This is a genomic window from Streptomyces sp. NPDC032940 (assembly GCF_040636935.1).
Lineage (GTDB): Bacteria > Actinomycetota > Actinomycetes > Streptomycetales > Streptomycetaceae > Streptomyces.
The window spans coordinates 223845-246595 of sequence record NZ_JBEZVJ010000007.1 but is presented as its reverse complement, the minus strand read 5'-3'; the positions used below and the strand labels follow the sequence as shown (position 1 = coordinate 246595).

The 22751-nt window shown below is 75.0% G+C and carries 22 protein-coding genes; 12 read left to right on the top strand and 10 right to left on the bottom strand.

Annotation, left to right across the window (positions count from 1 at the left end; all coding sequences use genetic code 11):
• Positions 1–157 precede the first annotated feature (157 nt).
• The gene (locus tag AB0E77_RS12820) at positions 158–1123 is read right to left on the bottom strand and encodes a pirin family protein (protein ID WP_361569214.1); all 966 of its coding nucleotides are present in this window, start codon (positions 1121–1123) and stop codon (positions 158–160) included.
• 166 nt (positions 1124–1289) lie between these two features.
• On the opposite strand from AB0E77_RS12820, the gene AB0E77_RS12815 reads away from it, so the two are divergent.
• Together AB0E77_RS12815 and AB0E77_RS12810 are read left to right on the top strand one after the other, a co-directional pair.
• Positions 1290–1652: a tetratricopeptide repeat protein gene (locus AB0E77_RS12815; protein WP_361569212.1), complete on the top strand. Its 363-nt coding sequence runs from the start codon at positions 1290–1292 to the stop codon at positions 1650–1652.
• Between the two features lie 61 nt (positions 1653–1713).
• Positions 1714–2271 carry a peptide deformylase gene (locus AB0E77_RS12810; protein WP_361569210.1) on the top strand — a complete coding sequence of 186 codons (558 nt, stop codon included), beginning with the start codon at positions 1714–1716 and terminating at the stop codon, positions 2269–2271.
• Positions 2272–2350: 79 nt separating this feature from the next.
• On the opposite strand, the gene AB0E77_RS12805 is transcribed toward AB0E77_RS12810, so the two are convergent.
• A complete protein-coding gene (locus AB0E77_RS12805; protein WP_361569209.1) occupies positions 2351–3793 on the bottom strand; it encodes an NAD(P)/FAD-dependent oxidoreductase in 1443 nt (480 codons plus the stop codon).
• Positions 3794–3913: 120 nt separating this feature from the next.
• On the opposite strand from AB0E77_RS12805, the gene trxA reads away from it, so the two are divergent.
• Complete coding sequence (trxA, locus tag AB0E77_RS12800; RefSeq protein WP_361569207.1) at positions 3914–4315, top strand: thioredoxin; 402 nt, start codon at positions 3914–3916, stop codon at positions 4313–4315.
• Positions 4316–4366: 51 nt separating this feature from the next.
• Here the strand turns inward: trxA and AB0E77_RS12795 are convergent, their stop codons facing one another.
• Both AB0E77_RS12795 and AB0E77_RS12790 read right to left on the bottom strand, forming a co-directional pair.
• A complete protein-coding gene (locus AB0E77_RS12795) occupies positions 4367–5416 on the bottom strand; it encodes a LacI family DNA-binding transcriptional regulator (RefSeq protein WP_361569205.1) in 1050 nt (349 codons plus the stop codon).
• A 119-nt stretch (positions 5417–5535) separates the two neighbouring features.
• Complete coding sequence (locus tag AB0E77_RS12790) at positions 5536–6204, bottom strand: helix-turn-helix domain-containing protein (protein WP_361569204.1); 669 nt, start codon at positions 6202–6204, stop codon at positions 5536–5538.
• Between the two features lie 139 nt (positions 6205–6343).
• Here AB0E77_RS12790 and AB0E77_RS12785 point away from each other — a divergent pair, with 139 nt between their 5' ends.
• Positions 6344–6904, top strand: a complete 561-nt coding sequence (locus AB0E77_RS12785; RefSeq protein WP_361569202.1) for an NAD(P)H-dependent oxidoreductase — start codon at positions 6344–6346, stop codon at positions 6902–6904.
• A 57-nt stretch (positions 6905–6961) separates the two neighbouring features.
• On the opposite strand, the gene AB0E77_RS12780 is transcribed toward AB0E77_RS12785, so the two are convergent.
• A complete protein-coding gene (locus AB0E77_RS12780) occupies positions 6962–7867 on the bottom strand; it encodes a LysR family transcriptional regulator (RefSeq protein ID WP_361569200.1) in 906 nt (301 codons plus the stop codon).
• Between the two features lie 147 nt (positions 7868–8014).
• Between AB0E77_RS12780 and AB0E77_RS12775 the strand changes: the two genes are divergently transcribed.
• Together AB0E77_RS12775 and AB0E77_RS12770 are read left to right on the top strand one after the other, a co-directional pair.
• On the top strand, positions 8015–8233 hold the full coding sequence (locus tag AB0E77_RS12775; RefSeq protein WP_361569198.1) for a hypothetical protein: 219 nt from the start codon (positions 8015–8017) through the stop codon (positions 8231–8233).
• A 147-nt stretch (positions 8234–8380) separates the two neighbouring features.
• Positions 8381–9574 carry a CaiB/BaiF CoA-transferase family protein gene (locus AB0E77_RS12770; protein WP_361569321.1) on the top strand — a complete coding sequence of 398 codons (1194 nt, stop codon included), beginning with the start codon at positions 8381–8383 and terminating at the stop codon, positions 9572–9574.
• Positions 9575–9587: 13 nt separating this feature from the next.
• On the opposite strand, the gene AB0E77_RS12765 is transcribed toward AB0E77_RS12770, so the two are convergent.
• The 4 genes from AB0E77_RS12765 to AB0E77_RS12750 form a co-directional block, all read right to left on the bottom strand.
• Entirely contained in the window at positions 9588–10607 is a 1020-nt protein-coding gene (locus tag AB0E77_RS12765; protein ID WP_361569196.1) for a sigma-70 family RNA polymerase sigma factor, read from the bottom strand.
• An 86-nt stretch (positions 10608–10693) separates the two neighbouring features.
• Entirely contained in the window at positions 10694–11119 is a 426-nt protein-coding gene (locus AB0E77_RS12760; RefSeq protein WP_361569194.1) for a CBS domain-containing protein, read from the bottom strand.
• A gap of 98 nt (positions 11120–11217) precedes the next feature.
• Positions 11218–11652, bottom strand: a complete 435-nt coding sequence (locus tag AB0E77_RS12755; RefSeq protein WP_361569192.1) for a PPC domain-containing DNA-binding protein — start codon at positions 11650–11652, stop codon at positions 11218–11220.
• A 66-nt stretch (positions 11653–11718) separates the two neighbouring features.
• Positions 11719–13731 (bottom strand): BTAD domain-containing putative transcriptional regulator, encoded by a 2013-nt coding sequence (locus AB0E77_RS12750; RefSeq protein ID WP_361569190.1) that lies wholly within the window; start codon positions 13729–13731, stop codon positions 11719–11721.
• Between the two features lie 175 nt (positions 13732–13906).
• Here AB0E77_RS12750 and AB0E77_RS12745 point away from each other — a divergent pair, with 175 nt between their 5' ends.
• Positions 13907–14785: an alpha/beta hydrolase gene (locus AB0E77_RS12745; protein ID WP_361569188.1), complete on the top strand. Its 879-nt coding sequence runs from the start codon at positions 13907–13909 to the stop codon at positions 14783–14785.
• A 6-nt stretch (positions 14786–14791) separates the two neighbouring features.
• Here AB0E77_RS12745 and AB0E77_RS12740 read toward each other — a convergent pair whose 3' ends face one another.
• Positions 14792–15220 (bottom strand): VOC family protein, encoded by a 429-nt coding sequence (locus AB0E77_RS12740; RefSeq protein WP_361569187.1) that lies wholly within the window; start codon positions 15218–15220, stop codon positions 14792–14794.
• 222 nt (positions 15221–15442) lie between these two features.
• Between AB0E77_RS12740 and AB0E77_RS12735 the strand changes: the two genes are divergently transcribed.
• The 5 genes from AB0E77_RS12735 to AB0E77_RS12715 all read left to right on the top strand — a co-directional run bounded on the left by AB0E77_RS12735 (position 15443) and on the right by AB0E77_RS12715 (position 22730).
• Positions 15443–16081 (top strand): LysE family translocator, encoded by a 639-nt coding sequence (locus AB0E77_RS12735; protein WP_361569185.1) that lies wholly within the window; start codon positions 15443–15445, stop codon positions 16079–16081.
• A gap of 139 nt (positions 16082–16220) precedes the next feature.
• Complete coding sequence (lanKC, locus tag AB0E77_RS12730; protein WP_361569183.1) at positions 16221–18848, top strand: class III lanthionine synthetase LanKC; 2628 nt, start codon at positions 16221–16223, stop codon at positions 18846–18848.
• Between the two features lie 35 nt (positions 18849–18883).
• Positions 18884–19012 (top strand): SapB/AmfS family lanthipeptide, encoded by a 129-nt coding sequence (locus AB0E77_RS12725; RefSeq protein WP_006130296.1) that lies wholly within the window; start codon positions 18884–18886, stop codon positions 19010–19012.
• Between the two features lie 125 nt (positions 19013–19137).
• Positions 19138–20949 (top strand): ABC transporter ATP-binding protein, encoded by a 1812-nt coding sequence (locus tag AB0E77_RS12720; protein ID WP_361569181.1) that lies wholly within the window; start codon positions 19138–19140, stop codon positions 20947–20949.
• Complete coding sequence (locus AB0E77_RS12715; protein ID WP_361569180.1) at positions 20946–22730, top strand: ABC transporter ATP-binding protein; 1785 nt, start codon at positions 20946–20948, stop codon at positions 22728–22730. The genes AB0E77_RS12720 and AB0E77_RS12715 overlap by 4 nt, the downstream gene beginning before the upstream one ends.
• The last annotated feature ends 21 nt before the right edge of the window (positions 22731–22751 follow it).

Here is a 22751-nt window from a genome sequence, read left to right as displayed (position 1 = left end):
TGACTGCCAACGCGGCACACCCGGGCTGGACTTGCTGGTCAACGCCCTCGCATCCCCGACCTGAACGGGAGTTCGGCCAGGCCCCATTGGGGCGGGTCGTCCGAGCAGGCAGGGGCCGGACCCAGCCCTCAACGACAGCGCCAGTCATTTCAGCAGGTCAACGAGCCCTTCCCCGCGGCTTCAGCGGCGTCACCGGCAGCTCGGGAGCGGGCAGCGGGGCGCCGTCACAGCCCTTCACCTCGCCGAACCGCGTGCCCTCCATCCAGTCCCGGCGGGCCTGTTCGATTTCCTCCTGGGAGCGTCCGATCCAGTTCCAGAACATGATGAGCTCCTCCTCGAACGGCTCGCCGCCCAGGAGCATCAGGCCCGCGTCCGACTCGGCGCGCAACGGGAGTTCACGGCGGCCGCAGCCCAGGTAGAGCATCGACCCCGGCACCAGGGGGACGCCGTCGACATGGGACTCGCCGGACATGGCGAGGACCGCGTACTCGAAGTCCGGCTCCAGCGGCAGGCGGACGTCCGCGCCCCGGGTGAGGCTCAGGTCGGCGCCGACGAGAGGGGTGTACGTCGTTCCGGGCGACGTCGCGCCGTCGAGTGTGCCGAGGAGCAGGGTGGCCGTCAGGCCGGGTGCCGTGACGTGCGGCAGGTCGGCGTGGAACTCGAAGTGCGGGTCGGTGTGGCGGTGGGTGTCCGGGAGGGCCACCCACAGCTGGGCGCCGTGCAGATAGCGGGCGTGGGAGCGCGGGCTCTCCTCGGAGTGGCTGATCGCGCGGCCGGACGTCATCAGACCCAGCTGGCGCGGGCGGATGGTCTGGAGGCTGCCGGTGGAGTCGCGGTGCAGCACCTCGCCCTCGTGGAGCCAGCTCACCGTCTGCAGGCCCATGTGCGGATGCGGCGGCACCTGCATGCCGGGCTCGTCGGCGATGTCGTCGGGTCCGTAGTGATCGACGAAGCACCAGGCGCCGATCATGCGCCGGCCCAGGTTGGGCAGCAGTCGGCGGACCTCGGTGGACTCGCCCAGCTTGACCTGGCGGGGACTGAGGAGTTCACGCACCGGCTCCGCCACCACGAAGCCGCGGCCGCCGCACACGGAGGGAACCGCCTCGCGATCAAGATTGCTCATGGCGCCCAACCTAGTCCCGGACGGCCCGTCGCGTCAGTCCGTCGCCGGGCCCATCACCCTCCGGGTCACCCCGGAGCAGCCCGGAGCAGCCCGGAGCAGCCCGGAAACAGTGGTGGAATTTTCAACCAAACGGAGTGGTTGCAGAGTCCGCAGAAGGAGGTCACGAGTGGACACGACGTACTACGACCACGGAACGCCGGCGGAGCGCTGGGAGCGCGCGCGGATGTTCTTCGACGCCAAGGACTACGCCGCCGCCGCGCGCGTGCTCGGCGGACTGGTCGAGGAGGTGCCCGGGCAGACCGGGCCGCGGCTGCTGCTGGCCCGTGCCTACTACCACTCGGCCCAGCTGCGACGCGCGGAGGCCGAACTGCGGGTCATCGTCGAGCGCGATCCCGTGGAGCACTACGCCCGGCTGATGCTGGGCCGCACCCTGGAACGGCAGGGCCGTCAGGAGGAGGCCGACTCCCACCTGCGGATCGCCTCCGCCTTCGCGGGCGACTTCGACGGCGACTTCGCCGAGCGGAGCTGAGCCGACCGGGGCTGCGCGGGGCTCCCTGCCGGTGATAGCCGCACCGTGTCATGCTGGCGCGATGGGAGCCCCGAGTGAGCACGCGTCTCTTGCCGAGCAGGTCGAGGAACTGCTCGGCACCGACGGTCCGTTGCCGATCCTCGCCGCCGGTGACCCGGTGCTGCGGCGGGCCGCCGAGCCCTTCGACGGACAGCTGGAGCCCGCCCTGCTCGCGCGGTTCGTCGAGGCGCTGCGCGTCACCATGCACGCGGCGCCGGGTGTCGGCCTGGCCGCGCCGCAGGTCGGGGTCGGGCTGAGGATCGCGGTGATCGAGGACCCGGCGCCGGTGCCGGACGAGGTGCGGGTGGCGCGCGGGCGGGTGCCGCAACCGTTCCGGGTGCTGGTGAATCCGCGGTACGAGCCCGTCGGCGCGGGCCGGGCCGCGTTCTACGAGGGCTGTCTGAGCGTGCCGGGCTGGCCGGCCCGGATCGTGCAGCACGAGACGGACCACCTCGACGGCACGCTGTATCTGGACCGGGCCGAACTCCGCTCCCTGGCGTCCGGTGAGGCGGTGGCCGAGCGGTGGGCCCAGCCCACGCCGGAGCGGGCCGCGGCCGCCCTGGGCTTCGACCTTCCCTGACGGGCAGGTCATTCCCCGACGGCACGTCCTGCCCGGACGGCACGTCCTTCCGCGACGGCACGTCGGACGCCGGCCCCGGTCAGTTGTCCCGGTACGCCTCCAGCAGCCGCAGCCACACCTCGCTGATCGTCGGATAGGACGGCACCGCGTGCCACAGCCGGCTGACCGGCACCTGGCCGGCGACGGCGACCGTCGCGGAGTGGATCAGCTCGCCGACTCCGGGGCCGACGAAGGTGACACCGCGGACGATCTCGTCCTCGAGGTCGACGACCATGCGGGCGCGGCCCGTGTAGCCGTCGCGGTAGAGCCCGGCGCCGGCCACGGTCGACAGGTCGACGTCGACGGCGCGGACGCGGTGGCCGGCCTCTTCGGCCTCGGCCAGGGAGAGGCCGACGGCGGCGGCCTCCGGGTCGGTGAAGACCACCTGGGGTACGGCCTCGTGGTCGGCGGTCGCGGCGTGTGCGCCCCACGGGCCGGATTCCAGGGCGGACTCCTCGGGCCCGCCGAAGGCGCGTGCGGCGATGGCGGCGCCCGCGATCCGCGCCTGGTACTTGCCCTGATGGGTGAGGAGCGCGCGGTGGTTGACGTCGCCGACGGCATAGAGCCAGTCGTGGCCGTCGACGCGGAGGCTGTCGTCGACCGGCAGCCACGAGCCCGGCTGGAGGCCGACCGTCTCCAGCCCGATGTCGTCGGTGCGCGGGGCGCGGCCGGTGGCGAAGAGGATCTCGTCGGCCTCGAAGCGCTCGCCGGTGTCGGTGAGGGCGACGACGGTGCCGTTCTCGCGGGTGACGGACGCGACGGAGGTGCCGGTGCGGATGTCGGCGCCGGCGCCGCTGAGGGCGTCGGCGACCAGTTCGCCGGCGAACGGCTCCATGCGGGCGAGCAGGCCCTTGCCGCGGACGAGGAGGGTGACCCGGGAGCCGAGGGCCTGCCAGGCCGTGGCCATCTCGACGGCGACGACTCCGCCGCCGACCACGATCAGCCGTCCCGGTACGCTCTGCGCGCTGGTGGCCTCGCGGCTGGTCCACGGCCGTACGTCGCCGAGGCCCGGCAGGTCCGGCAGGGCGGCGCGGGTGCCGGTGCAGACGGCGACGGCGTGCCGGGCGGTCAGGACGCGGCGGGTGCCGTCGGGGCCGGTCACCTCCACCGTGCGCGGTCCGGCGAGGCGTCCCTGTCCGCGGTACAGGTCGGCGCCGATCCCCTCGACCCACTGGACCTGGCCGTCGTCCTTCCAGTGCGAGGTGTACTCGTCGCGGTGGGCGAGTACCGCGGCGGCGTCCAGGGGAGCCTGCGCCGCCCGGCTCAGTCCCGGGGTGTGCTGGGCGTCCGCGTGGGCGATGACCGGGCGCAGCAGGGCCTTGCTGGGCATGCACGCCCAGTAGGAGCACTCGCCGCCGACCAGTTCGCTCTCCACGATCGCGGTCGTCAGGCCCGCCGCCCGGGTGCGGTCGGCGACGTTCTCCCCCACGGGGCCCGCGCCGATCACCACGACGTCGTACGCGATGGATTCCGTTTCCGTCATGGGGCCAGTCTGGTGGGTGGTGTGCGGCGGGGCCACATGGGTACGTGCGCGGAATAGCCGTCTCGTCGGCCGCGTTCGTGCCGATGGCTTGTCGCCGACACCAGGAAGAGGGATCACGTCATGAGCAGCACCGTGGAGCTCACCAAGGAGAACTTCGACCAGATGGTCACGGACAACGAGTTCGTCCTGATCGACTTCTGGGCGTCCTGGTGCGGGCCGTGCCGTCAGTTCGCCCCGGTCTACGAGAAGGCGGCGCAGGAGAACCCCGACCTGGTGTTCGGGAAGGTGGACACCGAGGCGCAGCCGGAACTCGCGCAGGCCTTCCAGATCCAGTCGATCCCGACGCTGATGATCGTGCGGGACCAGGTGGCCGTGTTCGCGCAGCCGGGCGCGTTGCCGGAGGCCGCGCTGACGGACGTCATCGGGCAGGCCCGCAACCTGGACATGGACGAGGTCCGCAAGGCGGTCGCCCAGCAGCAGGCGCAGCAGGGCGGCCAGGCCACCGGGCAGGACGCTCAGTAGAGTCCGGGCGGTCGGCAGGGGCCGGACGGTCGGCAGGGGCCGCCGCGCGGCTCAGCTCGATTCGCGGTGCACCACCCTCGCGCCGAGGACCGTGTGCAGCTCGGGCGGGGCGCCGGGGTCGTGGACCGCGCGGTCGACCAGCGCGGCCAGGTCGCGGCCGGACGGCAGTTCGAGATGGACGGTGCTCAGCCGGGGCCGCAGCAGGCGGCCCAGCATGAGGTCGTCGGCGCCGATCACGGCCGCGTCCCCGGGGATGTCAAGGCCCGCGTCCTGCAGGGCCCGCATCAGCAGCATCGCGTACTCGTCGTTGTACGCGAAGACCGCGTCGAGGCCGAGGGAGGCCCAGCGGGCGGCCAGCCGGGCGGCGTCCCGCTCGTCGTAGGCGAGCGGGAGTTCGGTGACGGTGGCGTCGGTGTCCGCGACGGCGCGGCGCACTCCTCGCAGTCGGGGCGCCGAGAAGACCTCCAGGCCGGCTTCCGCGGGGACGACGACGCCGATCCGGCGGTGTCCGCGGTCGTGGAGGTGACGTCCGGCGCAGTGGCCCACGGCCTCGTGGTCCATGAGCAGGGCGTGCGCGCCCTCGACGGCCTCGGGCGCGAGGGTGACCACGGCGCGCGCGCCGGAGCGTTTGAGCAGTTCCACGCCGCGTGGTCCCAGTCCCGAGCCGGGTACCAGGACGGCGACCGGGCGCAGTTCCGCCCAGGCGCGGGCCGCGTCGTCGTCGTGCGGGCCGGCGGCGGTGCCGTGCTGTACGACGGTGTAGTCGAGCCGGCCGAGCGCCCACTGGAGTTCGGTGAGGAACTGGTTGTAGAGCGGGCCGACGGGGAAGGCCGGGGCGGGCATCAGGACCATGCGGCTGTGTCCGGCGCGCAGGGAACGGGCCGCCGCGTGCGGGACGTAGCCGAGTTCCCGGGCGGCCTCGTGGACGCGGCGGCGGGTGGCCTCGCTGATGCGTACGGCGCCGGTGTTGTTGAGGACGTAGGAGACGGTCGCGCGCGAGACGCCGGCCAGGCGGGCCACATCGGTGCTCGTGGGGACGGGGCGCGGTGTCAGGGACGCGGCGGCGGGCGTTTTCGGTATCTGCACCATGACGTACGGCATCCTGGCAGAGCCCCGTACGCCGTCCGCGAGCGGGGGACGGTCGTCCGGATCGGACGAGACCGCGGCCCACGGCGGGCGAGAGCGACGGCCCGAGGCCGGCGGAGCGACCCGCCGTGGACTCAGGGCGTCGGCTCGGTGCGGGTCACCCGGGCCACCAGGTCCAGCCAGCCCGCCTCCAGCCGTTCCACCGGCACCCCGCACTGCTGGGTGAGGTGGTGGATCAGGGCCGGGTCGAGGTGGGCCATCAGCGTGTGGGAGAGCAGCTCGCCGTCCGCGTCCGGAGCGGCCTGGCGCAGCAGCAGGGCCACGTGGCCGCGCAGGAAACGGCGGGGGGCGGCGGTGTAGCGTCGGTCCGCGCTGGGCTCGGCGGCCAGTTGCAGGGCCAGTTCGTCGACGCTGCGGTGCAGCATCGCGCAGCCGAAGGCGCGCAGCCGCTCCACGGCCGGCGCACCGGGCCCGAGGGGCGGAGGTCCGCCGAGGAGGGCGGCCTGGAACTTCTTCTCGGAGTGGTCGAGCAGTGCCGTCAGCAGGCCCGTGCGGTCGCCGAAGCGGCGGAAGACCGTGCCCTTGCCCACCGAGGCCGCCGCGGCCACCGCCTCCATCGTGAGACCGGCCGCGCCGTGCTCGGCGACCAGCCGCGCGGCGGCCTCCAGCAGCCGGGCCCGGTTACGGGCGGCGTCGGCCCGCAGGCAGGGCTCGTCCGCATCGGCTCCCGTGCCGAGCTGGAGCAACTCGGGCGGGCCGTCGGTCTCCTGGGGCTGCGGAAGGGGCGGTGGAACGGCGGACATGAAAACAGCGTAAAGCATCGGGAACAAAACTGGACCGCGGTCCGCTTAGGATGTTAGAAATTAAACGGACCTCGGTCCGGATCACTCCGGCGGTGTTTCGCACCGGCCGTCAGCAGCAGCCTCAGCAGTGGGAGTATTCATGTCTGTCCGCATCCTCGCCCTCGTCGGCAGCCTTCGCGCCGGTTCGCACAACCGCCAGCTCGCCGAGGCGGCCGTCAAGTTCGCCCCCGAGGGCGCCGAGGTCGTGCTCTTCGAGGGTCTGGCCGAGGTCCCCTTCTACAACGAGGACATCGACGTCGAGGGCAGCGTCCCGGCCGCCGCGGTCAAGCTGCGTGAGGCCGCGCAGGCCGCCGACGCCTTCCTGTTCTTCTCGCCGGAGTACAACGGCACCATGCCGGCCGTGCTGAAGAACGCCATCGACTGGCTGTCCCGCCCCTTCGGTGCCGGTGCCTTCAACGGCAAGCCCGTCGCCGTGATCGGCACCGCCTTCGGCCAGTACGGCGGCGTGTGGGCGCAGGACGACACCCGCAAGTCGGTGGGCATCGCCGGCGGCAAGGTGATCGAGGACATCAAGCTGTCCATCCCGGGCTCGGTCACCCGCTTCGCCGAGACCCACCCGGCCGACGACGCCGAGGTCGCCGCGCAGCTGACCGAGGTCGTCGCCCGCCTGCACGGCCACGCGGAGGGCGCGGCCGCCTGACCGGCCCCGCAGCAGCGACCAGGACCGGAGCCCGGCGGGCTCCGGTCCTGACGTGTGTCAGGCCACCGCGCCGGACGCCAGTACGCGCAGTTCCTCCAGCGCCGCCGCGACCGCCGGGCGCCGGTGGCCGCCGCGCCGCGTGCAGGTCAGCAGCGTGCGGTGCGGCCGGTCCGCGCAGGGCACCCGGACGATCGGCAGGTCCGCGGCCGGCCGGGCGAGCCGCGGGATCAGCGCGACGCCGAGCCCGTGCGCGACGAGGTGGGCGGTGACGTTCCAGTCGAGGGCGTGGTGCACCACGTCGGGGGTGAACCCAGCGGCCCCGCACGCCGACATGACGTGCGGCCGGCAGGGGCTCTCGGGCACGGGCGCGATCCACGGCTCGTCCGCCGCCTCCGCCAGGCCGACCGGGTTCCGTCCCGCCAGCGGGTGCCCCTCCGGCACGACCAGGTCGAACGGGTCGTCCAGCAGCGGCCGCTGGTCGAAGCGCGCGTCGGACGACGGCGGGTTGTGCGGCGTCGACTCCACCACCGCCAGATCGCTCTCCCCCTCGAAGAGCAGGTCGAAGCTCTCCGTCACGCCGGCCTCCCGGATCCGCGGGGACAGCCGCGGATGCCGTTCCCGCAGCCGCGCGGCCATCGGCGCCAGCAGCACCGCCACCGCCACCGGGAACCCCGTGATCCGCAGCGGCCCGGCGGGCACTCCCTCCCCCGCGCGCAGATCGAGTTCCGCCTCGTCCCAGCGGGCCTGGATGGCGTCGGCGTGCGCGAGCAGGCTCTCGGCGGCCGGCGTCAGCCGTACGCCCCGGCCCTGCGGCTCCAGCAGGACGACGTCCAGGTCGCGGGCGAGCTGGCGGATCTGCTGGGACGCGGCGGACGGCGTGAAGTGCAGGGCGCGGGCCGCCGCGGTGACCGTGCCGTAGTGGGCGACCGCCCTGAGGACGTGCAGCCTGCGCAGGTCAATCATGAAGGCAACGCTTCACGGTCGACTCCGCAAAGTCAACCTGGACGTGAACGGACCTGTGGCCGCACCCTGTCTGTGGTGCCACGGTCGGCCAACCGCCGCACACCGGCCCCACCGTCCTCACGTACCACCCCGCTCGAAGGAGTCGCCATGCCCAGCACGACCGCTGCCCGCTGCCCGCACTGCGGGTGGCCGGACGGTGCCGAGCCCTTCCAGGTGGTGTCCACGCACACCACCGCCGCGGGCGGCACGGTGTGGACCCGGTGCGCCTGCGGTTCCCTGCAGGCCCGGGTCGTCGACGGCCACGGGATGCGCGTCGTCTCCCGCGGCGGCCCCACGCCCGCGCCCTCGGGTCCGGCGGGCCGCTGAGGAGCCGCGGGCCGGCGAAGGCACAGGTGAGGGCACCCGGGCCGGCGCCGGCCGCCGTTGACATCCGCCGCACGGGGGCCGTAGAAATCAGCGCACAAGGCCCGCCGGGAGTCCCGCCGGCGGGCGCCCGGTCCGGCGGCAGGAGACATCGGCGTGCAGCGGCTTCCCCTGACCGGGGTCACGGTGGTCAGCCTCGAGCAGGCCGTGGCGGCGCCCTACGCCACCCGGCAGCTCGCCGACCTCGGCGCCCGGGTGATCAAGGTGGAGCGGCCGGGCGACGGTGACTTCGCCCGCCGTTACGACACGGCCGTGCACGGCCACTCCAGCTACTTCGTGTGGCTGAACCGGTCCAAGGAGTCCCTCACCCTCGACCTCAAGGAACCCAGGGGCCGCGAGATCCTGCTCAGCCTCCTCGGCAGCGCCGACGTCTTCGTGCAGAACCTCGCGCCGGGCGCCGCCGGGCGCCTGGGCCTGGACGCCGCGGCCCTCGCCGAGCGCTTCCCGCGGCTGATCCCGTGCACCGTCTCCGGCTACGGCACCACCGGCCCCTGGGCCGACCGCAAGGCCTACGACCTGCTGGTCCAGTGCCAGACCGGGCTGGTCTCGCTCACCGGGACCCCCGAGGAGACCGCGCGGACCGGCATCTCCGTCGCCGACATCGCCGCCGGGATGTACGCGTACAGCGGCGTCCTCACCGCCCTGTACACCCGCGCCACCACCGGCCGGGCGCACCCGGTGGAGGTCTCCCTGTTCGAGGCCCTGGCGGAGTGGATGGGCCAGCCCGCTTACTACACCGAGTACGGCGGGGGCCAGCCCCCGCGTCTGGGCACACGGCACGCCACCATCGCGCCGTACGGCACCTACCGTGCCGCCGACGGCAAGGAGGTGCTGCTCTCCGTCCAGAACGAACGCGAGTGGGCCGCGCTGTGCGCCGGCTTCCTCGGGCAGCCGGAGCTCACTGCCGACCCCAGGTTCGCCACCGGCTCCGACCGCGTCGCCCACCGGGACGAACTGGACGCCGTCGTCGCCGCCCGGATCGCCCGCTCGGACAGCGGCACCGTCCTGAAGGACCTGCGGGACATCGGCGTCGCCTGCGCCGGGGTCAACGACATCGCCGCGTTCCTCGACCACCCGGTGCTGGAGGCCCGCGACCGCTGGCGCCGGGTGCCGGTGCCGGGCGGCCACGCGGTACGGGCGCTGCTGCCACCGGCCGACCTCGCGGGGCTCCCCGCGCGCATGGACCCGGTGCCGGCGGTCGGCGAGCACACCGACGCGATCCTCGCGGAGCTCGGCCGCTCCCCCGACGAGATCGCGGCGCTGCGCGCGGACGCGGTGGTCTGACCACCGGCCGGGATCAGCCGGCCCAGTCCAGCAGGCGCTCCCGGTTCTCGGGGGCCCGCAGGTGGGCGAGGGACTCCTTCTCCAGCTGGCGGACGCGCTCGCGGGTCAGGCCCACGTGCTCGGCGACCTGCTGGAGGGTGCGGGTCCGGCCGTCGTGCAGGCCGTAGCGCAGGCTCAGGATGAGGGCCTCGCGGGGGGCCAGGGTGCCGACGGCCTCCCGCAGCTCCTCCGCGAGGGCCCGGAACTCGGCGACCTCCGGGGCTCGCAGCACCTCGGTGTCGGGGATGAGGTCGCCGACGACGGTCTCGCCCGTCTCGTCCACCGGCGTGTCCAGGCTGACGGCGTCCCGTCCGACGCGGCGCAGCCAGACGATCCTCTCGGCGTCGATGCCGCTCTCGGCGGCCACCTCCTCGACGGTCGGCTCCCGGTCGAGGGCACCGCGGAGCTTGCGCTCCACCTTGGCGAGCTTCTGCAGCTGCTCCACGACGTGCACGGGCAGCCGTACGGTGCGCGCGTGGGTGGCGAGGCCCCGTTCGATGGCCTGGCGGATCCACCAGGTGGCGTACGTGGAGAACTTGAAGCCCTTGGTGTGGTCGAACTTCTCGACGGCGCGGATCAGTCCGAGGTTGCCCTCCTGGATGACGTCCAGCAGGGGCAGCCCCCGGTGGGCGTGGCGCTTGGCCATCGACACGACGAGCCGCAGGTTGGCGCGGACCATGTGGTCCTTGGCGGCCCGGCCGTCGTGGACGGTCTCCTCGAGCGCGCGGCGCCGGCCGGGGTCCGGGGCGGGTTCGCCGGCGTCGGCGGCCTCCAGCTCGTCGGCGGCCCGGACGCCGGCCTGCATGCGCTGGGCGAGCCGCACCTCGTCCTCGGCGGTCAGCAGGGGGGTGGCGCCGATCTGGGTCAGGTACTGGCCGAGGAGGTCCGGTTCCTCGTCGGGTTCGGGGATGCGGCTGCGCAGCCGTGCGGTGCGGCCGGCGGCACGGCGGTCCTCGCGGGGGCCTGCCGTGGGGGTTCGGGCCAGGGGTGTCATGTCGCCTCCTCCGTCCCCCCTCCTCCGGTTCTCGGAGCGGCGCGGACGCCGGCGGGGCACCGCGGTCACCCGTGCCGCCGGTGCCCTCAGTGCCCGGGGTCGGCCGCGCTGATGTCCGCCAGGGCGGAGTGCGGGTCCTCGGAGCCGGCGAGGTCGCCGAGGCTGACCACGCCGACGGGGACGCCGCCGTGCTCGACGACCGGGAGCCGCCGCACGGCGTGGCGCCGCATCAGGTCGACGGCGTGCTCGGCGGAGTCGTCCGGCGCGAGGGTCACGACGGGCGGCGGCGTGCACACCGAGCCGACCGTGGTGGCGTCCGGGTCGAGGCCGTCGGCCACGCTCCGGAGGACGATGTCGCGGTCGGTGAGCAGGCCGAACAGGTCGCAGTCGTAGGTCACCAGGACGTCGCCGACGTTCTCGTCGCGCATCAGCCGGGCCGCCCGGGTCACCGTGGTCATGGGCTCGACGGCCACCGTCGCGGGGGACATCACGTCTCGGACGCGGTGTGTCATGGCGGCACCTCCCTGGGTGTCGGTACGTGCTCGCGTGCGGGCCGCGTAGCCCGAACGCGGGCCGGTAAACCGTCCGGGCCGTCCTGCGGCGGCCGGCGTCAGCCCGGGTCGATCAGGGCCAGGCCGATCTCCGGCCGGTACTTCTTGGCCAGCTCGGCGGGGCTGTCGCGGACGACGGCCTCCAGCGTCGGCCAGACCCTGCCGGAGAGCAGGTGGCCGCCGCGGGTGGAGCCGTCGGACAGGCCCAGTACGGCGTGCAGGTGCGGGGTGGGTCCGTCGTCGGCGACGGCGATGTCCCCGATCAGCGACAGCACCTCGCACTGCTCGCCGACGGGAATGCGCCGGTAGTCCTTGGCCGCGCGGTCGAACCAGCCGACGACCGACTCCGAGAAGGCGCCCACGGCGGTCACCTGGGACGCCTTGAGGGAGCGGTCACGGGCGAAGGCGGTGAGCTCGGCGACCGCGTCCTCGCCGGGGTCGAGCACCACCACGTACACCGCCGAGGGGCCCTCCTGCACCTGTTGCCACTTCATGGGCGGCCGGGTACCCGGCGGGGCTCCGCACAACCACCGCCACGGGGGAGGGTGGGCCGCGCGGTGTCAGTCGTGCGGTGCGGCGGGGGCGTCCTGCGGTGTGCCGGTCTGCGGGCCGAGCGCGCGGCGGATCGCGGCGAGCCAGTCGTCCACGGGCCCGAAGGTGAGCAACCCGCTGCCCGCACCCGCGAGTTCACCGGCCGCGGGGAGCAGCCTGCGGTAGGTCCGGCGCAGCGCCGTCCGGTCGTCGAGGGCGAGGGCGAGCGCGGCCTCGGCGCAGCACAGGGCCTCGTAGAGGAGGTCGGGCGGCGGTTCGGTCAGGGCGTGGAGCGCCGACCTGGCCTCGGTGTCGCGGCCCTCGCGCAGCAGCGCGAACGGTGCGGCCCATGGACGGTACGGGCCCCAGTCGGCCCGCGGGTCCACCTCCGGGGGCCGTCCGTGGGCCAGGCGCAGGCCGAGCAGGGCCAGCGGGAGCAGCCCGCGCCGCAGGCCGGGCATCCCCGCTCCGTCGAGTGGTGCGGCGGCGGCCCGGTAGCCGGCCTCGGCCATGTCGTACGGGCTGCCGGTGGCGGCCTGCCGCAGGGCCCGGTACCAGGTGGTGAACACCGCCGCGAGGGGCCGTTCGTACCGCCCGGCCAGTCGGTCCACGGCGTCGGCGTGCTCGTCGGCGGCGGTGAAGTCGGCGAGGGCGGAGCGTGCCTGGACGCGGATGAGCAGGCCGAGCACCTCGTGGCTGTCCAGGCCGTGCCGGCGGGCGAGTGCGACGAGTTCGGCGCCGATCGCGTCGCGGCGCGGGGCGAGCCCGGCGGTGGTGCAGGACTGCATGTAGGCGCCGTTGAGGGCGAAGGCCAGCAGGGCGGGGTCGTCGAGGCGGCGGGCGATGCGTTCGGCCTCGGCGGCGGCCTCGGGCCCGCGCGGGGAGCGGACGCCCCGGGACTCCAGGGCGACGGTGGCGAGGAGGCGGCAGCGGGCGGGTGCGGCCCCGGCGTCGTCCGGCAGGGCGGCAAGGGTGCGTTCGGCCGCCGCGACGATCCGCCGGGCCGCCTCGGGGTGGTCGCTGCGGGTCCAGACGGCGGGGACGTCGTAGGCGCCGATGACCCGGGCGGCGAGTTCGGCGTCGCCGGTCTCCTCGGCCGCGACGACCGCCGCCGCGCGGTGCTCCTGGGCCGCCTCGAGGCCGCCGCCGCCGGTGACCGCGAGGTGGCGCAGCAGGCCGACGGCCGATTCCAGGCGGGCGCGTGCGCCGGCGGCGACCGTGCGGTCGTACGCCTCGGTCGCCCGGGACCACAGGCGGGCCGCTGCGTCCGCGGGCTCGGCGGGCGGGTCGAGAGACGGGTCCTGGGCGAGGACGCGGTCCTCGAGCCGGCGCAGCCGGGGCCCGGGGTCGATGCCGAGTTCCCCGGCGAGCCGGGCGCGGGCCCGGCGCAGTACCGCGAGGGCGTCCGCCTGGCGGCCGGTCCGGTACAGGGCCAGCGCGAGCAGCCGCCAGGCCTCCTCGCGCCGGGGGTGCTCGGCCAGGTGGGCCTCGAGGTCGGGCACCGCCTCGGCGGCCCGGCCGAGTCCGATGAGCAGCTCGGCCCGCCGCTCGACCGCGTGGAGCCTGAGCTCGGTCAGCCGGGCGCGCTCGCCCCGGGCCCACGCCTCGTCGCCGAACCCGGCGTAGGCGGGCCCGCGCCACTCCTCCAGGGCGGCGTCCAGCCGGGCCGGCGCCCGGTCGGCCGGCAGCCGGTCGGCGAGGGCGACGGCCGCCTCGAAACGCCAGGCGTCCACCGCGTCCGGTGCCGCGCGCAGGACGTAGCCGGGGCCTTCGGTGACCAGCAGCCGGGCCGGTGCGCGGCGGGGGCGTTCGGGTTCCAGGGCGCGGCGCAGGTCGCCGACGAAGGTGCGGACCGTGCCGACGGCCCGGGCGGGCGGCGCGTCCCACAGGTCCTCGACCAGGCGCGCGACGGGCACGACGCGCCGCCGGGCCAGCACCAGCCGGGCGAGCAGGGCCCGGTGCCGGGGCCCGCGCAGGTCGAGGGGGCCGCCGTCCCGCTCGGCGGTGACGGGTCCGAGCACCCCGAAGGTGACCGCTTCCATGTTCCGTCCGCCCTGCTCCGCGCCGTCACGCCGTGTCCGTGCCCGTATCCGTGATCACCACGGTACGCGCGCGGAGACGTTGCTGATCGGTTGCTGATCCGTGCCCGGCAGCCTGGGAGACGTCCGGGACCGGACGCACCGGAGATCCCCGCACCACCGGAAGGCACGATCACTCATGGCACCGACCATCCCCGGCTTCACCTACGACCGGGTCCCCGTCGCCGACGGCGTCGCGCTGAACGTCGCCGTCGGCGGCTCCGGCAGCCCGCTGGTGCTGCTGCACGGCTTCCCGCAGACCCACCTGATGTGGCGGCACGTCGCCGCCGACCTGGCCGCCGAGCACACGGTCGTCTGCCCCGACCTGCGCGGTTACGGCGCCAGCGACAAGCCCGCCGACACGGACGGCACCGCGTACGCCAAGCGGACCATGGCCGCCGACGTCGTCGCTCTGGCCCGGGCGCTGGGGCACGACAGGTTCGCGCTGGCCGGGCACGACCGGGGCGCCCTGGTGGGGATCCGGGCCGGACTCGACCACCCGGACGCGGTGACGCACCTGGCCGCGCTGGACGTGCTGCCGACCCTGGACATGTGGGACGTCCTGCACGGCACGACGGCGGCCGTGGGCTTCCACCTCTACCTGATGGCGCAGCCGCCCGGCCTGCCGGAGGAACTGATCGGCGCCGCGCCGGACCCCTTCTTCGGCCACTTCCTCGACGTCTGGACCCGCGACCCCGGCGCCCTGCCCGCCGAGGTCCGCGCCGCCTACCTGAAGGCGTCGCGCGAGGCGGTGCCGTCCATCGTGGCCGACTACCGGGCCTCGGCGGGCGTCGACGTCGGCCACGACCGCGCCGACCGCGACCGCGGCAACCGGCTGCGGATGCCGGTGACCGTGCTCCAGCAGGACTGGGGCACGGCCCTCGGCTACGACGCGAGTGCGCTGTGGCGGGCCTGGGCCCCGGATCTGCGCCATGTCACGGTCGGCTGCGGCCACTTCATGGCGGAGGAGGCGCCCGGCGAGGTCGCCGGGGCCCTGCGGGACCTGCTGGCCCGGTGACGACGGTCAGCGCGCTCCGGGTACGTCCTCGGTGACGCCGTTCAGCGGTGAGGACGGGTCACTGCCGTAGGGGCGGGTGAAGGCCTCCATGCCGTGCCCGGACGGGTCGGTGAAGTACACGCCGCGTCCGCCGTCGTTGCGGTTGATGCGGCGCGGGTGCCGCCCGGGCGGATCGGCCTGGATGGGCACCTGGTCCTCGACGAGCCGGGCGAGGATCGCGTCGAAGTCGTCCTCGGAGACGAGGAACGCGTAGTGCTGGACCGGGATGTCGATGTCGACGGTGGCGAAGTCCAGGGTGACGCCGTTGGCGGTCGTCACGGGCAGGAACATTCCGGCGGGTTCGCCGACCTCGAGACCGAGGATTCCGGCGAGGAAACGGGCGGACGTCTCCCGGTCGCGGGAGAGAACGATGGTGTGGTTGAACTCGACTGACACGGGTCAATGCCTCCACGGGCATCTCCGCGGCGCCTCCATGCCTCACCCGGCCGGTGACCGGCACGCGATGCCGCGCCGAAGATCTTAGGCGGGTGACCCGGCCCTGTCGACCGCATTGGCCCCGCGGGGCACCGAGGGCCCGGGCGGTTCGGCGGCCCGGGCCGCTCGGGCGGCCGCGGAAATCCGTGGAGCGCCGGACCGGCCGCGTGTTTGCATGACGCCATGGTGTCCTCCGACCGTCTGCTCGCCTTCGCCGCCCTGTCGTCGGTACTCATCGTGGTGCCGGGCCCCAGTGTGCTGTTCGTGATCGGCCGGGCGCTCGCGCAGGGACGCCGGGCCGCGCTCACCACGGTCGTGGGGAACACCCTCGGCGCGTACGCGCTGGTCGTCGCGGTCGCCCTGGGGGTCGGGTCGGCCGTGGAACGCTCGCTCCTCGTCTTCACGGTGCTCAAACTGGCGGGCGCCGCCTACCTCGTGCACCTCGGGGTGAAGGCGTGGCGTGAACGCCGTTCGCTGCGCGCGGCGTTCACCGGTGACGGGGAGCCGCGCGGAGGCCGGCGCACCTTCTGGGAGGGGTTCGCGGTCGGCGTGACCAACCCCAAGACCATCGTGTTCTTCGCCGCGGTGCTGCCGCAGTTCGTCGACCGCGAGCAGGGCGGGGTCACGGCGCAGATGCTGCTGCTCGGCCTGGTGTTCAACGTCATCGCGTTGACCTGCGACAGCGCGTGGGGCCTGCTGGCGTCCACCGCCCGCGACTGGTTCGCCGTCTCACCGCGCCGCCTGTCCGCGGTCGGCGGCACGGGCGGCCTGGCCATGATCGGCCTGGGTGTCACGGTGGCGGTGACGGGGCGCAAGGACTAGGTCCGGGCCCGCCCGGAGCTCCGGCGTCCCCAAGTTACCTGTGCGTTCCGCACGTTCGAGTGGTGACAGCGGTGACTGTCCCGGACGCCGCGGCGCGTGACAGCGTCTTCCCCGGCACCGACCGGTGGAGGGAGAAGGCGTGAACAAGGGCTACGCCGTGTACTGCGACGCAGACCCGCACTTCTACGACGCGCCGCACCGCACGGCCCCCGGCACCGCCGCGGCCGGCACCCGGTACGCGGCGGCCACCGAGCCCGTCCCGGCCGGATGGCGGCGCGGCGAGAGCGGCGACTGGCTGGCGCTGCGCCCGCTGGACGCCGGACTGCCGGACCAGGGCTGGAAGATCCACGTCTCCGCCTGTCTGGACAACGCCGAGTCCGTACTGGAGCGCGTACGGCGGTACTGCCTCGATCACGGTGTCGCGTTCAAGTTCGTCCCGAGCCGCTATCTGCTGCACCAGCGCAACGCCAAGTACGCCGACCGGGCGGGCAGCGGCAAGTTCATCACCGTGTACCCGGCGGACGAGGAGCGCTTCGAGCGCATCGCGGGCGAGCTGGGGGACCTGCTGGCCGGGGAGCCCGGGCCGCACATCCTGAGCGACCTCAGACTCGGCGACGGCCCGGTGCACGTGCGCTACGGCAGCTTCACCCGCCGCAACTGCTACGACGAGGACGGCGAGCTGCGCCCGGCGGTCGCGGACCCCGACGGGGTGCTCGTCCCGGACCTGCGCGGCCCGGTGTTCCGGGTGCCCGAGTGGGTGAGCGTGCCGGCGTTCCTGCGGCCCCACCTGGAGGCGCGGGCCGGGATGACCCTGGCGGACGTCCCCTACACCGTCGAGTCGGCGCTCCACTTCTCCAACGGCGGCGGCGTCTACCGGGCGCGGGACACCCGCACCGGCGAGCTCGTGGTCCTCAAGGAGGCCCGTCCGCACGCGGGCCTGGCGGCCGACGGGGCGGACGCGGTGGCCCGGCTGGGGCGCGAGCGCCGGGCCCTGGAGCGGCTGTCCGGTCTGGACTGCACGCCCGAGGTGCGGGACGCGTTCACGGTCGGGGAGCACCACTTCCTGGTCCTCGAACATCTCGACGGCAAGCCCCTCAACACCTTCTTCGCCCGGCGGCATCCGCTCATCGAGGCCGGCCCGGACGAGGCGCGGCTCGCCGAGTACACCGCGTGGGCGCTCGACGTCCACGCCCAGGTCGAACGGGCCGTCGCGCAGGTGCACGAGCGGGGCGTGGTCTTCAACGACCTGCACCTGTTCAACATCATGGTCCGCGACGACGGGCGGGTGGCCCTGCTGGACTTCGAGGCCGCACACCATGTCGACGAGCCCGGCCGGCAGACCGTCGCGCACCCCGGCTTCGTGGCACCGCCCGGCCGGCGCGGCCCGGCGGTGGACCGGTACGCGCTGGCCTGTCTGCGGCTGGCCCTGTTCCTGCCGCTGACCAGCCTGCTGGCGCTCGACCGGCGCAAGGCGGCGCATCTCGCCGACGTGGTCGCGCTGCAGTTCCCGGTCCCGCGGGCCTTCCTGGACGGGGCGGTCGCCGAGATCACGGGCACGCCGGCCCGCCCGCCGTCGGTGCGGCGGGACGGTGACGGCGACGGCTTCGTCCCGGTCGCCCCGGGCGACTGGCCCCGCAGCCGGGACTCGATGGCGGCGGCCGTCCGCGCGTCGGCCACCCCGTCCCGCGAGGACCGTCTGTTCCCCGGCGACGTCGCCCAGTTCGCCACGGCGGGCGGGGGCCTCTCGTTCGGGTACGGAGCCGCCGGCGTGCTGTACGCCCTGACCGAGAGCGGTGCGGGACGCGACGAGGACGGCGAACAGTGGCTGCTGGAGCGGACGAAGGAGCCCCCGTCGGGCATGCCGCTGGGCTTCCACGACGGGATCGCCGGAACGGCCTGGACGCTGGACCGCCTGGGGCACCGGGCACGGGCGCTGGACCTGACCGCGACCCTCCTGGAGCACCCCCTCGAGGGGCTCTCCCCCGACCTGCACGGCGGCACCGCCGGCATCGGTCTGATGCTGGACTCCCTGGCCGCCTCGACCGGGGACCCGGCCCTGCGCACTGCCGCCCTGCGGTGCGCCGAGCTGAGCGCCCGCGGCGCGACGCGGGGTGGCTCTCCGGGCGGGGGGCCGGTCCGCCGGCCGCGTGCCGGGCTGCTGCACGGAGCGACGGGCAGCGCCCTGCTCTTCCTGCGCCTGTACGAACGCACCGGGGACGGGGCCCTGCTGGACCTCGCCGCCGACGCCCTGCGCCGGGACCTCGCGTGCTGCGTCCGCGGCGCGGGCGGCGCGCTCCAGGTGGACGAGGGCTGGCGCACCATGCCGTACCTGGGCGCCGGCAGCGTGGGCATCGGCATGGTCCTCGACGACTACCTGGCGCACCGCGCGGACGAGGAGTTCGAGCGGGCGCGGACAGAGATCGTCCGCGCGGCGCAGGCCATGTTCTACGCCCAGCCCGGGCTCTACCGGGGCGTGGCCGGCATGGTGCTGTACCTCGGCCGGACGACGGCACCCGGACCGGGCACCGGGCCCGGCGCCGTCCGCCGCCAGATCGACGCGCTGACCTGGCACGCCATGTCCTACCGCGGCCGGCTCGCCTTTCCGGGCGAGCAGATGATGCGGCTGTCGATGGACCTGTCCACCGGGACGGCCGGCTGTCTGCTGGCCCTCGCCTCCGTGCACGGCGACCGGTCCGCCGGTCTGCCGTTCCTCCCACCGCCGCGGCCCGAGCCGCGGCCCACGAGCCGGTCCCACGAGGGGCCGTGAAGAAACACCCGTTGTCCGTACGAAGGGATGAGCACATGAACCTGTTCGACCTGCAGTCCATGGAGACCCCGAAGGAAGAGGCCATGGGGGACGTCGAGACCGGCAGCCGCGCCAGCCTGCTGCTCTGCGGCGACAGCAGCCTCAGCGTCACGACCTGTAACTGACGTCCGAGGCGGCCCGCCGCGGCGGGCCGCACGGTCCGGTACCGGCGTCCCGGCCTCACCGCCGGGGCGCCGGTGCCGTCTCCCGTCGCCGCCGTGTGCGGCACCGACCACGAGGAGGGCGGCCGGTGGACACGACCCCGGTCCGGCGTCGTGACGAACGCGCGGGTCCCGGCCGTGGGCCGGAGCTGCTGGTGCTGGTGTGCTCGGTGGCGGCGGCCGCCGCCGCGGTCGCCCAGCCCCTGGTCCTCGGCCGGGCTCTGGACCTGCTGCTGAACGACGGCGAGGCCGGTCCCTGGCTCGCGGTGAGCGTGGTGCTGCTCGTCGGCGAGGTGCTCCTCGACGGCCTGACCGCGTGGCTCACCGGCCGGTGCACGGCCGGCTGGACGGCGTCGATCCGTTACCGGGCCCTCACCGGCCTGCTGCACGCCGTACCCGAGGCCACGCGTCCGTACTCCGCGGGAGACGTCGGGACGCGGCTGACGGTCAACGCCTCCGACGCGGGCGGCGCCCCGGCGGCCCGGGCGGCGCTGGCTGCGTCGCTGATCACCCCGGCCGGCGCGCTCGTCGCGCTGGCCTTCGTCGACGTGTGGGTCGCCGGGTGCGTCCTGGCCGGACTGCCCGCCCTGGTCCTGGTGCTCAGGGTGTTCGCGCGCGACACGGGTTCGTCGGTGCGGGCCTACCAGCGGGTGCAGTCGGACATCGCGGGCCGTCTGCTGGAAGCCATGGAGGGCGCGGAGACCATTGCCGCCGCCGGCACGTCCGACCGCGAACGCGAGCGCGTGCTGCGGCCGTTGGGCGAGCTCGGCGCGCTGGGCGAGCGCATGTGGGTGCTGCACGGGCGGGCGCTCGCCACCGGTGGTGTCCTCGTCCCGCTGCTGACGGTGGCCGCCACGGCCGTCGGCGGGCTCCGGCTCGGCGCTGGCGCCCTGAGCGTCGGTGAGCTGCTGGCGGTGTGCCGCTACGCGCAGCTGGCCGCCGGGTTCGGCAGCGCGGCCACGCTGCTCGGCGCGCTGGTCCGGGGGCGGACGGCGCGCGAGCGCACGGCGGTCCTGGAACGGCTGCCCGCACTGCGCCACGGCGGCCGGACCCTGCCCCCGGGCGGCCCGGGCGTACTCGAACTGCGCGGTGTGCGCGTCCTGCGGGAGGGCACGGAGGTGCTGCGGGCGGACGGCGTGGTGGTGCCCGGCGGGGCGACGGCCGCCGTGGTGGGCCGCAGCGGCGCCGGCAAGTCCGTACTGGCCGCTGTGGCGGGCCGGCTGATCGACCCCGACGAGGGAGTGGTGCTGCTCGACGGTGCCCCGCTGGACTCCCTGACCCGTGCGAGCCTGCGCACCGAGGTCGGTTTCGCCTTCGCGCGTCCGGTGCTCGGTGACGGCACCGTGGCGGAGGCGGTCGCGGCCGGGGTCCGCCCCGCGGCACCGCACCGGGTGCGGGAGGCGGTCCGGGTGGCGGGCGCCGACGCCTTCGTGCGCCGCCTGCCGCGGACGTACGACACCCCCCTCGCCGACGTCCCGCTGTCCGGCGGCGAGTACCAGCGACTGGGGCTGGCCCGGGCCTTCGCCCACGCGGGCCGGCTGCTCGTGATGGACGACGCGACCTCCAGCCTCGACACCGCCACCGAGCACGCCGTGGACCGGGCGGTGCGCGACGCCCTCGCGGGCACCACGCGCCTGGTCGTGGCGCACCGTCCGTCGGTCGCGGCGCGGGCGGACCTGGTGATCTGGCTGGAGGACGGGCGGGTACGGGCGGTCGCACCGCATCGGCGGCTGTGGGAACGGGCCGCCTACCGGGAGGTGTTCGCCGTCGGCGCCCGGTCCGGTTCCGATGGGTCCCAAGGCGCTGAAGGGACCGAAGGTGCGGAAGGTACCCAAGGTGCCGATGGGACGGAGGCCGGGTCCGGCCGGATCGCCTCACTGCACGGCGAGGCGCGGCCGTGACCGCCGCCGACGGCGGCCGGACGGCGTGGGCCGGCCGGGAGCCGGGTCCGCTGCGCCGGGCCGTGCCGCCCGCCCGGCGCTTCCTGGCCGGGCGCAAGGGCGTCCTGGCGCGGCTCGGGGCGTGGTCGGTGGCCGAGTCGGCGCAGACCTTCCTGGCCGGGTACGGCGTCGCCCAGGCCGTCGACCGGGGCTTCCTGGCCGGTGACACGGCCACGGGGCTCGGCTGGCTCGCGGTCGCCGCCGTCGCCGTGGTGTTCGGGGCGCCCGTGATCAGGGGTGTCTTCGCCCAACTGGCGGGCCTCACCGAGCCGTTGCGGGACCGGCTGGTGCGGCGGGCGGTCGAGCGGTCGATGGCCGAGGCGCAGGCCCGCCCGGGGGGCGGGGACCGTGCCGCCGTGTCGAGGCTCACCAACCAGGTCGAGATCGTGCGGGACAGCTTCGCCGGGCTCGTGCTGACGCTGCGCTCGTTCGTCTTCACCGCCGCGGGCGCGCTGTTCGGCCTGTTCTCGCTGGACCCCGCGCTGCTGCTGGTCGTCGTGCCGCCCCTCGCCGGAGGCCTGGCCTTGTTCCTGGTCACGCTGCGGCCCATGGCGGCGGCGCAGCGCCGGGCCCTCGCCGCCGACGAGGCGCTGGGCGACCACGCGGCGCGGGCCCGGGGGGCGTTGCGCGACATCACCGCGTGCGGCACGCGGGAGGAGGTGGCGCTCGGCGGTGAACGGCTCGTCGCGGAGGCCGCCGCCACCGCACGGGTCCTCGCCCGCTGGGCCGCGGTGCGCACGCTGGCCCTGGGGGTCGCGGGTCAACTGCCGGTCCTGCTCCTGCTGGTGACCGTGCCGTGGCTGCGCGGCAGGGGCGTCACCACCGGCGCGCTGCTGGGGGCCTTCACGTACCTCGCGCAGGCCCTGCTGCCCGCGTTGCACACCCTCATGACGGCGATCGGCGCGGCCGGCACCCGGTTGCTCGTGGTCCTGGACCGCATCACCGGCATGGCACCATCACCGGCCGACGGCTCCTCGCCGAAGGCGCCCGCCGCGGACTCGGTCCGGAGAGCGGATCCGCCCGTGCCCGCCGTGGAACTGCGGTCGGTGACGCTGTCCTACGGCGCACGGGCGGAGCCGGTCCTCGACGCGCTCGACCTGCGGGTGGCGGAGGGTGAACACCTGGCCGTCGTCGGCCCCAGCGGCATCGGCAAGTCGACGCTCACCCGTCTGGTCGCCGGGACACTGGCGCCGAGCAGCGGTGTGGTCGAGGTGGCCGGCCGTACGGTCACCGGCCGTGCCCCAGCCGAACTGTCCGGTCTGCGCGTCCTGTTGCCCCAGCAGGCGTACGTCTTCACCGCGACGGTGCGGGACAACCTCACCTATCTGCGGCCGGACGCCTCCGCGGCCGACATCGGGGCCGCCCTGCGCGAACTCGGGGCCGACGGCCTCGTGGAGCGCCTGGGCGGCCTCGACGCGCCGCTCGGCCCGGACGACCTCTCGCAGGGCGAGCGTCAACTGCTCGTGCTGGCGCGGGCGCACCTGTCCGCGGCGCGTCTGCTGCTGCTCGACGAGGCGACCTGCCACCTCGACCCGGCCGCCGAGGCACGGGCCGAGGAGGCCCTCGCCCGGCGTCCGGGTGCGCTGGTCGTGGTGGCCCACCGCATGTCGTCGGCGCTGCGGGCGGACCGGATCCTGGTGCTGGACGGAGTCGGCGCGACGTGCGGCACCCACCGTGAACTCCTCGGCCGTTCCCCGCTCTACCGCGATCTGGTGGGGCACTGGGGGGAGACCCGGAGCTGACCCGGGACACTTCCCGTGCCC

Coding starts and splice junctions, on each gene's coding strand:
- AB0E77_RS12725 (WP_006130296.1), top strand. CDS start 18,884: ATGAACCTGTTCGACCTGCAGTCCATGGAGACCCCGAAGGAAGAGGCC.
- AB0E77_RS12780 (WP_361569200.1), bottom strand. CDS start 7,867: ATGATTGACCTGCGCAGGCTGCACGTCCTCAGGGCGGTCGCCCACTAC.
- trxA (WP_361569207.1), top strand. CDS start 3,914: ATGAGCAGCACCGTGGAGCTCACCAAGGAGAACTTCGACCAGATGGTC.
- AB0E77_RS12775 (WP_361569198.1), top strand. CDS start 8,015: ATGCCCAGCACGACCGCTGCCCGCTGCCCGCACTGCGGGTGGCCGGAC.
- AB0E77_RS12765 (WP_361569196.1), bottom strand. CDS start 10,607: ATGACACCCCTGGCCCGAACCCCCACGGCAGGCCCCCGCGAGGACCGC.
- AB0E77_RS12790 (WP_361569204.1), bottom strand. CDS start 6,204: ATGTCCGCCGTTCCACCGCCCCTTCCGCAGCCCCAGGAGACCGACGGC.
- AB0E77_RS12820 (WP_361569214.1), bottom strand. CDS start 1,123: ATGAGCAATCTTGATCGCGAGGCGGTTCCCTCCGTGTGCGGCGGCCGC.
- AB0E77_RS12745 (WP_361569188.1), top strand. CDS start 13,907: ATGGCACCGACCATCCCCGGCTTCACCTACGACCGGGTCCCCGTCGCC.
- AB0E77_RS12750 (WP_361569190.1), bottom strand. CDS start 13,731: ATGGAAGCGGTCACCTTCGGGGTGCTCGGACCCGTCACCGCCGAGCGG.
- AB0E77_RS12755 (WP_361569192.1), bottom strand. CDS start 11,652: ATGAAGTGGCAACAGGTGCAGGAGGGCCCCTCGGCGGTGTACGTGGTG.
- AB0E77_RS12760 (WP_361569194.1), bottom strand. CDS start 11,119: ATGACACACCGCGTCCGAGACGTGATGTCCCCCGCGACGGTGGCCGTC.
- AB0E77_RS12805 (WP_361569209.1), bottom strand. CDS start 3,793: ATGACGGAAACGGAATCCATCGCGTACGACGTCGTGGTGATCGGCGCG.
- AB0E77_RS12810 (WP_361569210.1), top strand. CDS start 1,714: ATGGGAGCCCCGAGTGAGCACGCGTCTCTTGCCGAGCAGGTCGAGGAA.
- AB0E77_RS12785 (WP_361569202.1), top strand. CDS start 6,344: ATGTCTGTCCGCATCCTCGCCCTCGTCGGCAGCCTTCGCGCCGGTTCG.
- AB0E77_RS12735 (WP_361569185.1), top strand. CDS start 15,443: ATGGTGTCCTCCGACCGTCTGCTCGCCTTCGCCGCCCTGTCGTCGGTA.
- AB0E77_RS12795 (WP_361569205.1), bottom strand. CDS start 5,416: ATGCCGTACGTCATGGTGCAGATACCGAAAACGCCCGCCGCCGCGTCC.